Below are 12320 nucleotides of genomic sequence, written 5' to 3' on the forward strand. Positions count from 1 at the left end.
ACAAGGATAAGACGCCAAAGGATGCCAACATCCTTTGGCAAATGCGCAGTTTAGTCGAGCTTAACGCCTAAACGGTGAGCAACCGCTTCGTACGCTTCGACCACGCCACCCAGACTCTGGCGGAAACGGTCTTTGTCCATTTTATCCAGCGTCTCTTTGTCCCACAGGCGGCTGCCGTCAGGAGAGAACTCGTCGCCCAGCACCACTTCGCCTTTGTACAGACCGAACTCCAGCTTGAAGTCGACCAGGATCAGGCCCGCGTCATCAAACAGCTTTTTCAGCACGTCGTTGGCTTTGTAGGTCAGTTCCTGCATGCGCGCCAGGTTCTCTTTGCTGACCCAGCCGAAGGTTTCACAGTAGGATTCGTTGACCATCGGGTCATGCATGGCGTCGTTTTTCAGGAACAGATCGAACAGCGGTGGATTCAGTTCGATACCCTCTTCAATGCCCAGACGCTTCACCAGGGAGCCTGCGGCACGGTTACGGATCACGCACTCAACCGGCACCATATCCAGTTTTTTTACCAGACATTCCGTATCGGACAACAACGCTTCCATCTGAGTCGGGATACCGGCTTCGGCCAGTTTGGTCATAATGAAGTGGTTGAACTTGTTGTTCACCATGCCCTTACGATCGAACTGCTCAATGCGTGCGCCGTCTCCTGCTGACGTATCATTGCGGAATTCGAGCACCAACAGATCCGGGTTTTCCGTGCTGTATACGGTTTTCGCTTTGCCACGATACAACTCAGCTTGCTTCTGCATCTTCATTACTCCTGGTGTGATGATTTGTATTCAAAACTGGCCATATTATGCCACGCACACGTTTGCGTGGCACGAAAATAAAAAGGGCTGGATTAACCAGCCCTCACTATTATTTGCTGAATGCGGCCTGGAAGGCAGCGACCAGCGCATCGTTCTGCGCCTGGGTCAGCGTGTGTCCTTTCGGATCGATAAACTGCAGGCTGCTGCGGTTATCGAGGTCGCCGACCTGGATTTTGTAGTCACCGGAAGGCAACTGTGGATCGCTTGCCCCCAGCTCCTGCCAGGCACTTTCAGACAGCGGCTTATAGGTCGCTGTGATGCTGCCCGTTGAACGGGTGCTGTCGGTCACCTTCATGCCCACTTTTTCCAGCGTGGCTGGCAGACGCTGCCAGGTCTGGTTAAACGGCGCACGCACCACCAGCATTGGCAGGCCGGTATCGTCTGCACCGCTCTGCACGTCAAACGTTGAGCCGTTACGGTTCTGCGCGGCGTTTGCGGCATCAGCAGCGTTCTTATCCAGACCCGCTGCAATCACGTTCAGCATTTCGGTACTGTAGCGCTGCATGGCGGACGGATCGGCAACCGGTTTACCTGCCTGCTCAAGATTCAACAGCTTAACGGTAACCGCCTGCTGATAACCCTGCGGCTTAACGGAGACTTGATAACGACCACGATACTGCTGGTCTTCATCGAGACGGTTCCACTCAATCCAGTCGGTGGTTAAGGTCTGGCTGGCGTCGTCGCGTTTATCAATCGTATAGTTTTTCGACTGAATGACGCTCACAACCTGCGGCCACAGCGTGGTACCGCGTGCGCTTTCCACCAGCAGAGAAGCTGTATCACCGGTGAACTGCGTGCGCGCGCCACTCACCAGCGCCAGAGGCTGAGCTGGCGGACGAATATCGAGCGCTTTACCCACCAGGCCGCTGCCGTTGGTAACCGGAATATTATAATCACCGTTCTGGATCGGCAGGATCATGCCGGCAGGCGCGTGAAGTTCAGCAAGCGGCGGCGCATCCAGATAGGATTCATCACCGCTCACCTGGCGCTTGTAGCGCGAGTCTGAACTACAGGCAGCGAGGAGCATAACAAGCGAAACACCCGCAACCTTGGCCAGGCGCGACTTCTGTACTGAATAAGCCATCAAATCTCCCTAAACTTTACAGCAAACCGGCATGCTTCAGCGCGCCAGCGACAATTTCACGACCATGGTCGGTAATCAGTGTCATTGGCAGACGCAGCGTGTCGGTTGCTACAAGCCCCAACTCCTTACATGCCCATTTCACTGGGATCGGATTGGGTTCGACAAATAATTTATTATGCAACGGCATCAGACGCTGATTAATCACGCGAGCTTCATCAAAGTGACCGGCTGCGGCCAGTTTGCACATGTCAGCCATATCACGCGCCGCCACGTTCGCCGTCACGGAAATAACGCCGTTACCACCGAGCTGCATAAAGTCCAGTGCGGTCGCATCATCACCGCTCAACAGGATAAAGTCGTCTGAAACCAGCTCTTTGATCTGATGAACGCGGCTTAAGTTCCCTGTCGCCTCTTTAATCCCGATAATATTTTTTACTTTCGAGAGACGGCCAACGGTTTCCGGCAGCATATCGCAACCGGTACGGGACGGCACATTATACAGAATTTGTGGCAAGTCAGTATGTTCAGCGATGGCTTTGAAATGCTGGAACAAACCTTCCTGAGTTGGGCGGTTGTAGTAAGGGGTCACCGTCAGACAGCCAACAATGCCGCTGTCGTTAAAACGCTGAGTCAGGCTAATGGCCTCTGCCGTTGCGTTTGCGCCCGTACCCGCGATGACCGGAATACGCCCGTCCGCCAGTTCCAGGGTCAGCATCACAACATCGCCGTGCTCTTCGTGGCTCAGCGTGGCGGATTCACCGGTAGTCCCTACCGAAACGATCGCCGAGGTTCCATTGGCGACATGGTAATCAATGAGCTTCTTCATGCTTGACCGGCAGACATTACCTTTTTCATCCATCGGTGTAACAAGCGCGACAATACTTCCCGTGAACATGAGCCATCCTCTGTGCGAACAAGAGCCTCAATGTTACGTTTGGAACTGTAATAAAAGCAAGCGACCTGAGGCTCTCAGGCGGTTGTATGCATGTTTTTTTTATGCTTTCCTTAGGAAGACTTAACCACGCAAAGGAAGAACAGGTTTGACAACCTCATCACAACATTACCTGGTTATCACTGCGCTGGGTGCTGACAGGCCGGGTATCGTGAATACCATCACTCGCCACGTGAGCAGCTGCGGCTGCAATATCGAAGACAGCCGGCTGGCTATGCTTGGCGAAGAGTTCACGTTCATCATGCTGCTTTCCGGAACATGGAATGCCATTACCCTCATCGAATCTACCCTGCCGCTGAAAGGCGCAGAGCTGGATTTACTGATTGTGATGAAGCGCACCACCGCGCGCCCGCGTCCGGCTCTGCCTGCCACAGTCTGGGTACAGGTTGAAGTGCCTGATTCACCTCATCTGATTGAACGTTTTACGGCACTGTTTGACAGCCATCAGATGAACATTGCCGAACTGGTTTCCCGCACGCAGCCTGGCGATGAAAACGCCATCCCGACGCTGTTTATTCAAATTACCGCCCACAGCCCTGCCTCGCAGGATGCGTCAAATATCGAGCAAGCGTTCAAAGCCCTCTGTACAGAATTACACGCGCAAGGCAGTATAAGCGTCGTCGATTATTCGCAGCACGAACAGGATGGAGTTGAGTAATGAACCCACTGAAAGCCGGTGATATCGCACCGAAATTTAGCTTACCGGATCAAGACGGCGAGCAAGTAAATTTGACCGACTTCCAGGGACAGCGTGTTCTGGTCTATTTCTACCCGAAAGCCATGACCCCGGGCTGTACCGTACAGGCCTGCGGTTTACGCGACAACATGGATGAGTTGAAAAAGGTCGGTGTGGAAGTGCTGGGCATCAGCACCGATAAACCAGAGAAGCTGTCACGTTTTGCGGAAAAAGAGCTGCTGAACTTCACGCTGCTTTCCGATGAAGACCACCAGGTTTGCGAGCAGTTTGGCGTCTGGGGTGAGAAGTCCTTTATGGGCAAAACGTACGACGGTATTCACCGCATCAGCTTCCTGATTGACGCTGACGGTAAAGTTGAGCACGTGTTTGATGATTTCAAAACCAGCAACCACCACGACGTGGTGTTGAACTGGCTGAAACAAAGCGCCTGATAAACAGCAAAACGGCAACCCAGGTTGCCGTTTTTAGTGTTTGCCCCCTCTCCCCGTGGGCTGAGGGTTCCCCACAAATTAATGCGAGCACTGAGCAATCCCCTCGCCCCTCCGGGGAGAGGGTTAGGGTGAGGGGAACATACGGCGGTGGTGGTCATTCCGTTCACTTTATGTTCCTTGCTACTCTGTAACGACATGACCGGTGAACGTGCCAGGGTGGCTCAGTCGCCACCACCCTGGCGACCCGGGCTCCCGGCGGTAAATCGCCGCTTCGCGGTGCCCTCGGCTTATTCCTTCCGGCTTATCGGGTACGGGCGGAGGCAACGTCCCTGTAAAGCCGCCCTCTCGGCGCATCCCTGCGCCTCGCCCCGGCCGGAAGGCAAACGCCTCAGCGATTTACAGCCGGACCAGAGCATCGCTGACAGCCCTCAGCCATTTAGAAAGCAACTTTATTGCTTCTGCATAAAAAAATTACTGGGGATCCCTCAGCCCCGTGGGAGAGGGTTGGGTGAGGGCATCAGCCCGCACTAAATCTACTTCTCTTCCACCGCCGGCACATCCGGCCACGCGTGGACCACGGCTTTAATCAGCGTCGCCAGCGGAATGGCGAAGAACACGCCCCAGAATCCCCACAGCCCGCCGAAAATCACCACTGACAGGATAATCACCAACGGATGCAGGTTAACTGCTTCTGAGAACAGCACCGGTACCAGCAGGTTCCCGTCCAGTCCCTGAATAATCAGGTATACGGCGAAACAGCTCCAGAACTCCGTACCCAGACCAAACTGGAACAGCGCCACACCGACTACCGGAATGGTCACCACAAACGCGCCGATATACGGGATCAGAACCGAGAATCCGACCAACACCGCCAGCAGCAGCGAGTAGTTCAGCCCGAAAATCACGAAGCCAATCCAGGTCGCCACGCCCACCACAATCATCTCCAGCACTTTGCCGCGAATATAGTTGGTGATTTGCTGGTTCATCTCCTGCCAGACCTGTCCTGCGAGACCGCGATTGCGCGGCAGCACGCGGCGCACCGCATTCAGCATCTGCTCTTTATCTTTGACCAGGAAAAACACCATTAGCGGCACGAGAACAAGGTAAACCGCCAGCGTCAGCAACCCCACCAGCGAGGCCAGAGAGTATTTCACCACCGAGTCACCCATGGTCATGATGCGGGCGCGCATGTTTTCGGCCATCGCATCGATGATCCCGGCGTCCATCAGCGCAGGATAGCGGCGCGGCAGCGTGGCGGCAAAATCAGAAAGTTTATTCAGCATGCCGGGCATGTCGCGGATCAGGTAGATCCCCTGTTGCCAGGCGATGGGCATCACCACGAAGGACATCAGCAGCAGAATGCCGACAAACAGCACCAGAACAATGCTGGTCGCCCAGCGTCGGGAACAGCCGATATGTTCCAGACGCGCGGTGGGCCACTCCAGCAGATACGCCAGCACAATCGCCACCAGAAGCGGTGCCAACAGGCCACTAAAGAAGAACAGGATACCGAATCCGGCAACCAGAATGACCAGCAAAGCAATGGCTTCCGGATCGCTAAACCGACGCCGATACCACTGCATTAACATTTCGAGCATACAACCCTTCCCTGAATCGAATGGCGGGAGTGAGACGGTGAATTGTATCTAACTGTCACAAAAAAGACTTTCCTTTTTGTTTCACTGTCAGGTTTCGCAAAACCCTGATGAATGGGATTTTCTTCATCTCTTAACACGGCTACACTCGCAGAGCAGCGGAGATGAACGTTATGCGGGTTCATCGGTCAAATTAGCACATCCAACATACAGGACAGTGGTTATGTTCAGGCAGTTGAGAAAAACACTGGTTGCGACACTGATTGCCGCCGTGACGGTGGGTCAGGTGTTGCCCACTTTCGCTGACTCGTCCGATTCATTGCCGGACATGGGCACCACGGCAGGAAGCACGCTCTCCATCGGGCAGGAGATGCAGATGGGTGATTATTACGTACGCCAGCTGCGCGGCAGTGCTCCGCTGATTAACGACCCTTTGCTGGTGCAGTACATCAACGGTCTGGGGATGCGACTGGTGGCGCACGCAGACTCGGTAAAAACGCCCTTCCACTTCTATTTAATCAATAACGACGAAATCAACGCCTTCGCCTTCTTTGGCGGGAACGTGGTGCTGCATTCGGCGTTGTTCCGTTATTCCGATAACGAAAGCCAGCTGGCGTCCGTCATGGCGCACGAAATTTCGCACGTCACCCAGCGCCATCTGGCGCGTGCGATGGAAGATCAGAAGCGTAACGCCCCTCTGACCTGGGTGGGCGCGCTGGGCTCTATTCTGCTGGCGATGGCCAGCCCGCAGGCCGGGATGGCGGCGCTTACCGGGACGCTGGCGGGGACGCGTCAGGGGATGATCAGCTTTACCCAGCAGAACGAGCAGGAAGCAGACCGCATCGGCATTCAGGTTTTACAGCGTTCCGGCTTTGACCCGCAGGCCATGCCGAGCTTCCTGGAAAAACTGCTCGACCAGGCACGCTACTCGTCGCGCCCGCCTGAAATTCTGTTGACCCACCCGTTGCCGGAAAGCCGTCTCTCGGATGCGCGTAACCGTGCTAACCAGATGCGTCCGGTCGTCGTGCAGTCCTCGCAGGATTTCTACATGGCCAAAGTGAGAACGCTTGGCATGTACAACTCCGGACGTAATCAGCTCACCAGCGATCTGCTGGACGCGCTGGCGAAAGGCAACGTGCGCGAGAAGAACGCCGCGCAGTATGGTCAGGCACTCCAGGCGATGGAGGCCAGCAAGTACGATGAAGCGCGTAAAGCGCTACAGCCGCTGCTGGCGTCGGCGCCTGACAATCCGTGGTATCTCGACCTCGCAACCGATATCGATTTAGGACAGAAAAAAGCGACCGATGCGATCAACCGTCTGAAAGGGGCGAAAGACATTCGCAACAATCCGGTATTGCAACTTAACCTGGCGAACGCCTACTTACAGGGCGGCCAGCCCGGCGAGGCGGTGACCATTCTGAACCGCTATACCTTTAACAATAAAGATGACCAGAACGGCTGGGAGCTGCTCGCCCAGGCCCAGGGGCAACTGGGTAATCGCGATCAGGAGCTGGCCGCGCGTGCGGAAGGTCTGGCGCTGGCGGGGCGCCTCGATCAGGCCATATCCCTGCTAAGCAGCGCCAGCTCACAGGTGAAGCTCGGTAGCCTGCAACAGGCCCGCTACGATGCGCGAATCGACCAGCTGCGTGGCCTGCAACAACGCTTTAAGCCGTACGAGAAGATGTAATAAAGGAGAAGTCATGACAGTCGCGGTAAAAATTTACCATAACCCTCGCTGCTCCAAGAGCCGCGAGACTCTGAATTTGCTGAAGTCTAACGACATCGATCCGGAAGTGGTGTTGTATCTGGAGACGCCCCCGGACGCGCAGACGATCCGCCAGCTGCTGAAGATGCTGAACATGGGCAGCGCACGCGAGCTGATGCGTCAGAAAGAAGATCTGTATAAATCGCTCAATCTGAACGATACCAGTCTCACTGAAGATCGGCTGATTCAGGCGATGGTCGACAATCCAAAGCTGATTGAGCGCCCGATTGTCGTGGCGAACGGCAAGGCGCGTATCGGCCGTCCGCCGGAAGACGTACTCGGGATCCTCTAATCGTTACGCCGCAGCGCTTCCAGAAACGCCTGCGGCGTACTCTCCCCCAGCTTTTTCTGCGCTTTTCCCCGGTTGAAAAATTCACACAACTGGATCAACAGTTCTCCCGCCGGTTCACTATTCACGCGCGGAATGATCTCACGTAACGGCACGGTGACCTGAAGGGCAAGATAATACTGTGAATGCACTTTTACGGTGACGTTATGCTCCGGCAAGTTCACTTCTAGCCCAAAAGTCTCAATAGATTGAATATCAGCCGGACATGCAGCCAGCACCTCGTTCGTCCAGCGGGTCAGCAACTGCGGCGAGACACCGGCATAAAGCCGGGCGTAGCACCAGCCGCTGACGGGTTCACGCGCCCAGAGCAGGTGTTGCTCCCCACCGTCGTCCATATGCAGCGATAGCGGCTGATGATGCAGAAGTAGCTTCTGCGGCATGATACCGGCCTTCAGTGCCTTTTTGCCCTGCAACGACGCCCCCTTTTGTCTTACCGAAGCCGGTTTGAGGTAGCGGTTCAGGGTCGCGCGGGAAACGGCGATCCCGAGTCCGTCATTCACCAGCAGCAGCAGTTCATCCAGCGGTGCCCCAGTGATATCCCGCAGGGCATTTATCAGTGCCGCCTGCTCTTGTCTCAATGCTTTGTGTATCACTTTTGGCGTTGTGTGGTTATCCGAAACCTGGTCGCGGTTGCGCCAGCGCCTGACGGTGGTGACCGAGATCCCCAGTTCAACAGCTAGCTCTCTGTCGCTTTTATCCGACTGCTGAAGATAGCGACGGATACGCGGTGTGGTGGTGGCGTTAGCATGCAGTTTGATTTCCATCGCGTCTCTCTCCGCAACTAATCTTATGAGATTTATAGTAGAACAGCGAATGCTTTGTGACCGATTTCACCTTTCGCTCGCCGCGCTTCACTGATAATCCACAGACATAACATAAACAACACCTCTCAATCTTGTACGGAGTTCACAATGAACAATGTTCTGGGATTTCTTGAAGCAAAACTGATGCCGCTGGCGGCGAAAACGGCCCAGCAGCGTCATCTTGGGGCCATTCGTGGGGCCTACGTTTCATTCATGCCGTTTATCATCGTCGGCTCCATCCTGCTGGTGATCTCCTCCTTCCCGAATCAGGCCTATCAGCAGTTTATGTCTCAGGCCTTTGGTGAGAGCTGGAGTGCGATTATAGAGATTCCATTCAACGCGGTATTCTCAACCATGTCGCTGTTTATCAGCTTCCTGGTGGCCTACCGCCTGGCTGAGCACTATGGCGAGGACCGCATCTCCTGCGGCATCCTGGCGCTGGTCGCCTTCCTGATCCTGACGCCCTTTATCAAAGTGGCGGAAAACGGCGGCATTACCGTGATGCCGGTGGAGTGGATTGGCAGCAAAGGGTTGTTTGTGGCGATGATCGGTTCCCTGCTGTGGACGGAACTGTTCTGCTGGCTGAAGCGCAAAAAGCTGGTCATTAAAATGCCGGACGGCGTACCTCCGGCGGTGCAGGAGTCGTTCGCGGCGCTGATCCCGGCCCTGCTGGTGATGATTCTGGTGCTTATTATCCGCATCATATTTGAAAACACCCACTACCACACCATCCACCAGTTTATTTATGAAGTGGTTGCCACCCCGGTGCGCCACTACGGCACCTCTTATTTCGGTGCGCTGATGACCGTATTCAGTATCACCATTCTGTGGTCAGTGGGCATTAACTCCGGTTCGATGATCAACGGCATTATTCGCCCGCTGTGGATGGAAAACCAGACCGACAACATCGCCGCGATCCAGGCGGGAACGACGCCGCCGCACATCATCACCGAACAGTTTTTTGACATGATCTGGATGGGCGGCGCGGGGGCCACGCTGTCGCTGGTGATTGCGATGTTGATTTTCGCCCGCAGCAAAAACATGCGAGAGGTGGCGCGCCTCGGTGCGGGTGCCTCGGTGTTTAACATCAACGAACCGATCCTGTTTGGCCTGCCGGTGATCATGAACCCGATCATGCTCATCCCGTTTAATCTGGTGCCGCTGGTGCTGGTCACCGTGCAGTATGCGGCGATGAAAATTGGCGCGGTCGCCGTCACCACCGGGGTGTTTATTCCCTGGACGCTGCCGCCGGTTATCAGCGGCTTTATCGTCACCGGGCACCTGAGCGGCAGCGTGATGCAGCTGATCAACCTGCTGATTGGCGCCATGCTGTACCTGCCTTTCATGCGTATCGTGGATAAACAGTACCGCGCCGCGGAGCTGACTACCGCTACGCAACCCGACACCACCCTTGCAAAACAGGAGTAAAGCATGTGGGGAATTATCGCAACCTGGCGAATGGCACTTGAAGGGGTAACGGAATCCGCGTCTGCCCTGGCGGCGGGAAAACCGGTCGCTTCGGCGGTGGTCGATGCCGTCGCTGCCGTGGAAGACTTTCCGCTGTATAAATCCGTCGGCTACGGTGGCCTGCCGACCGAGAACGGCGAGGTAGAGCTGGACGCGGCCTATATGGACGGCGACACGCTGGCGTTCGGTGCCGTGGGGAATCTGGTGGATATGGCCAACCCGGTGCGCGTGGCGCACGCGCTCAGCCGTCAGCGCTATAACAGCCTGCTGGTCGGCCAGGGCGCGCGCGAATGGGCGCTGAGCCAGGGCTTTGCCGACAAAACTATGCTCACGGATCGCGCCATGCAGCACTACCGCAAGCGCTGCCGCGAAACGCTGGATAAGGGGTTAAGCCCCTACGACGGACATGACACCGTCGGCATCATTGGCCTTGATAAACAGGGTTCGATGAGCGTCGCCACCTCCACCAGTGGCCTGTTTATGAAAAAACGCGGTCGCCTCGGTGACTCACCCATCATCGGCTCCGGCTTTTACTGCGACAGCGAAACCGGCGCGGCCACCGCCACAGGCGTAGGTGAAGACCTGATGAAGGGCTGTACCAGCTACGAAATCGTTCGCCGGATGGCGCAAGGGATGACGCCGCAGCAGGCGGCGGATTCAGTCGTATTCGAACTGGAAGACAAGCTGATGTCGCGCTTCGGTCGCGCGGGCGATCTCTCCGTGGTGTGCATGAACAGCAAAGGAGAATTTGGCGCCGCGACTAACATAAAAACCTTCTCGTTCGTGGTGGCGACGGCTCGCCAGCCCCTCACCGTTTTTCGTACTGAACGCCTGCGGGAGAAAACGCACTATCACGCGGTAGATGAGGAGTGGATGCAGGCCTATGCCGCACGGATCCGCGCGCCGATTGAGGAATCATGATGATCACTTACCAGTTTATCAACGCGCTTTCAGACGCGAAGCCGAACAGCCATTTGATTGCGCGCGCTGACAGTTCCCTGTTACCGGATAGCGCTCTTATCGCTGAAATGCGCCAGCAGAGCACCGTCGCGGACACGCGCTTTGGCTGCGCGCCGTTTGCGCGCATTACTCTGTTGCCGGACGCGCTATGGCATGACGCCCTGACCGAAGGGTTGCTCACCGCCCTGCGACCGCTGCTTACCGCCCCCGCCAGCGCCGAACTCGTGCTGGACGTGACGGATATCGACGATGTGGTGCTGGCGCAGGTGCTGCGTTTTCTCTTTAATCAGGCGCACAGGCTCAGTGACCTGAAGCTGAAGAAGACGGACGAAGCGGTGCGTCTTACCTGCATCACTGCCCTCTGCCTGCCGGAACAGCAGGCGAAGCTGGAGACGACCTTCCGCAAGCAGCAGGCCATTGCGCTCGGCATGATCGCGGCGCGACGTCTGGCGGATATGCCGTCCGACCGCTGCACGCCGCAGTTTGTGGTGGAAGAGGCGCAAAAACTGTGTGCCGCCAGCCCTGCCCTGCGCTGCGAGGTGCTGAACGAAAAAGATATTGCTGAGCAGGGTCTTGGACTGCTGCACGCCGTTGGCAAAGGGGCGACCTGCCCGCCGCGTCTGCTGGCTATTCATTATGATGGTGCCAACGACGGCCCGATGCGCTGCTACGTGGGAAAAGGCATTACCTTTGACACCGGCGGCCTGTGGCTGAAGGAAGGCGCGGGCATGTACACCATGAAATATGACATGTGCGGCGCGGCCAACATACTGGGGCTGATGCTGACCGTTGCGGAGCTGAAATTACCCGTGCGCATCATGGGCGTGCTGGCGCTGGCGGAAAACGCCATCGGCCCCGACGCCATGCAGCCCGGCACGGTGGCAACAGCCTGTAACGGCACCACCGTTGAAATCAATAATACCGATGCCGAGGGCCGGCTGGTGCTGGCTGACGCCATTGCCTGGGCCAGCCAGCGGTACCCGCAGGCCCGCTACATCATTGATATGGCGACTTTGACGGGCGCAGTGGTGAAAGCGCTGGGGTATGAGCTGAGCGGGCTGATGACCCAGGATGAACCGCTGCGCGCCGCGTTGACGCAGGCAGGAAAACGGAGCGGTGACGAGGTGTGGTCTCTGCCGCTGGACGCACGGCTGAAAAAGCAGATCGACAGCGCGATTGCCGATCTGTGCAACACACCGACTAACAATGCAGCGATAAGCGCCTCGGCGGCGTGGCTGCTGCATCACTTCTGTCCGCCGGCGATCCCATGGGCACATCTGGATATCAGCGGGACGGCGCTGTGGCGTGAGAACGGCAGAAGCGTGGCGTCGGGAAGACCGATTCCGCTGCTGGTTGAGCACCTGATGGGGGATCTTTAGCCCGGTGGCGCTGC

General features: G+C 56.5%; 12 protein-coding genes. 7 read left to right on the top strand and 5 right to left on the bottom strand.

Translation table 11 applies throughout. The annotated features are described in order from the left end of the window. Positions 1 to 50: 50 nt before the first annotated feature. From purC to dapA, 3 genes are all read right to left on the bottom strand, one after another. A complete protein-coding gene (gene purC / locus ACQG11_RS02710; protein WP_001171626.1) occupies positions 51 to 764 on the bottom strand; it encodes a phosphoribosylaminoimidazolesuccinocarboxamide synthase in 714 nt (237 codons plus the stop codon). A 109-nt stretch (positions 765 to 873) separates the two neighbouring features. Continuing rightward, on the bottom strand, positions 874 to 1908 hold the full coding sequence (gene bamC, locus ACQG11_RS02715) for an outer membrane protein assembly factor BamC (protein WP_022648971.1): 1035 nt from the start codon (positions 1906 to 1908) through the stop codon (positions 874 to 876). A 16-nt stretch (positions 1909 to 1924) separates the two neighbouring features. Then, positions 1925 to 2803 carry a 4-hydroxy-tetrahydrodipicolinate synthase gene (gene dapA / locus ACQG11_RS02720; RefSeq protein ID WP_426728156.1) on the bottom strand — a complete coding sequence of 293 codons (879 nt, stop codon included), beginning with the start codon at positions 2801 to 2803 and terminating at the stop codon, positions 1925 to 1927. Between the two features lie 145 nt (positions 2804 to 2948). Between dapA and ACQG11_RS02725 the strand changes: the two genes are divergently transcribed. Together ACQG11_RS02725 and bcp are read left to right on the top strand one after the other, a co-directional pair. Then, positions 2949 to 3518, top strand: coding sequence for a glycine cleavage system transcriptional repressor (locus tag ACQG11_RS02725; RefSeq protein ID WP_000213743.1), 570 nt, complete (start codon positions 2949 to 2951; stop codon positions 3516 to 3518). Then, positions 3518 to 3988, top strand: a complete 471-nt coding sequence (bcp, locus tag ACQG11_RS02730; protein ID WP_022648972.1) for a thioredoxin-dependent thiol peroxidase — start codon at positions 3518 to 3520, stop codon at positions 3986 to 3988. The genes ACQG11_RS02725 and bcp overlap by 1 nt, the downstream gene beginning before the upstream one ends. Before the next feature lie 533 nt (positions 3989 to 4521). Here the strand turns inward: bcp and ACQG11_RS02735 are convergent. Continuing rightward, on the bottom strand, positions 4522 to 5586 hold the full coding sequence (locus tag ACQG11_RS02735) for an AI-2E family transporter (RefSeq protein ID WP_003860546.1): 1065 nt from the start codon (positions 5584 to 5586) through the stop codon (positions 4522 to 4524). A 220-nt stretch (positions 5587 to 5806) separates the two neighbouring features. On the opposite strand from ACQG11_RS02735, the gene bepA reads away from it, so the two are divergent. Next, positions 5807 to 7270, top strand: coding sequence for a beta-barrel assembly-enhancing protease (bepA, locus tag ACQG11_RS02740; RefSeq protein WP_426728157.1), 1464 nt, complete (start codon positions 5807 to 5809; stop codon positions 7268 to 7270). A gap of 13 nt (positions 7271 to 7283) precedes the next feature. Beyond that, complete coding sequence (gene arsC, locus ACQG11_RS02745; protein ID WP_193543638.1) at positions 7284 to 7640, top strand: arsenate reductase (glutaredoxin); 357 nt, start codon at positions 7284 to 7286, stop codon at positions 7638 to 7640. On the opposite strand, the gene ACQG11_RS02750 is transcribed toward arsC, so the two are convergent. Then, entirely contained in the window at positions 7637 to 8461 is an 825-nt protein-coding gene (locus ACQG11_RS02750) for an XRE family transcriptional regulator (protein ID WP_426728158.1), read from the bottom strand. The genes arsC and ACQG11_RS02750 overlap by 4 nt on opposite strands. A gap of 147 nt (positions 8462 to 8608) precedes the next feature. On the opposite strand from ACQG11_RS02750, the gene celB reads away from it, so the two are divergent. From celB to ACQG11_RS02765, 3 genes are read left to right on the top strand one after another with little or no spacing between them, the layout of a single operon-like run. Further along, a complete protein-coding gene (gene celB, locus ACQG11_RS02755) occupies positions 8609 to 9928 on the top strand; it encodes a PTS cellobiose transporter subunit IIC (RefSeq protein ID WP_023306683.1) in 1320 nt (439 codons plus the stop codon). Between the two features lie 3 nt (positions 9929 to 9931). Continuing rightward, complete coding sequence (locus tag ACQG11_RS02760; protein ID WP_336196158.1) at positions 9932 to 10888, top strand: N(4)-(beta-N-acetylglucosaminyl)-L-asparaginase; 957 nt, start codon at positions 9932 to 9934, stop codon at positions 10886 to 10888. Beyond that, complete coding sequence (locus ACQG11_RS02765) at positions 10888 to 12306, top strand: leucyl aminopeptidase family protein (RefSeq protein ID WP_426728879.1); 1419 nt, start codon at positions 10888 to 10890, stop codon at positions 12304 to 12306. Before ACQG11_RS02760 ends, ACQG11_RS02765 begins: the two co-directional genes overlap by 1 nt. Positions 12307 to 12320: the final 14 nt, after the last annotated feature.

This window comes from Enterobacter cloacae complex sp. 372C4, assembly GCF_050030615.1.
GTDB lineage: Bacteria > Pseudomonadota > Gammaproteobacteria > Enterobacterales > Enterobacteriaceae > Enterobacter > Enterobacter intestinihominis.

What these genes read in the sequence shown, in the direction of transcription:
- celB (WP_023306683.1), top strand. Translation starts at nt 8,609, where the DNA reads ATGAACAATGTTCTGGGATTTCTTGAAGCAAAACTGATGCCGCTGGCG.
- bamC (WP_022648971.1), bottom strand. Translation starts at nt 1,908, where the DNA reads ATGGCTTATTCAGTACAGAAGTCGCGCCTGGCCAAGGTTGCGGGTGTT.
- bepA (WP_426728157.1), top strand. Translation starts at nt 5,807, where the DNA reads ATGTTCAGGCAGTTGAGAAAAACACTGGTTGCGACACTGATTGCCGCC.
- bcp (WP_022648972.1), top strand. Translation starts at nt 3,518, where the DNA reads ATGAACCCACTGAAAGCCGGTGATATCGCACCGAAATTTAGCTTACCG.
- ACQG11_RS02760 (WP_336196158.1), top strand. Translation starts at nt 9,932, where the DNA reads ATGTGGGGAATTATCGCAACCTGGCGAATGGCACTTGAAGGGGTAACG.
- dapA (WP_426728156.1), bottom strand. Translation starts at nt 2,803, where the DNA reads ATGTTCACGGGAAGTATTGTCGCGCTTGTTACACCGATGGATGAAAAA.
- ACQG11_RS02735 (WP_003860546.1), bottom strand. Translation starts at nt 5,586, where the DNA reads ATGCTCGAAATGTTAATGCAGTGGTATCGGCGTCGGTTTAGCGATCCG.
- ACQG11_RS02750 (WP_426728158.1), bottom strand. Translation starts at nt 8,461, where the DNA reads ATGGAAATCAAACTGCATGCTAACGCCACCACCACACCGCGTATCCGT.
- ACQG11_RS02765 (WP_426728879.1), top strand. Translation starts at nt 10,888, where the DNA reads ATGATCACTTACCAGTTTATCAACGCGCTTTCAGACGCGAAGCCGAAC.
- purC (WP_001171626.1), bottom strand. Translation starts at nt 764, where the DNA reads ATGCAGAAGCAAGCTGAGTTGTATCGTGGCAAAGCGAAAACCGTATAC.
- arsC (WP_193543638.1), top strand. Translation starts at nt 7,284, where the DNA reads ATGACAGTCGCGGTAAAAATTTACCATAACCCTCGCTGCTCCAAGAGC.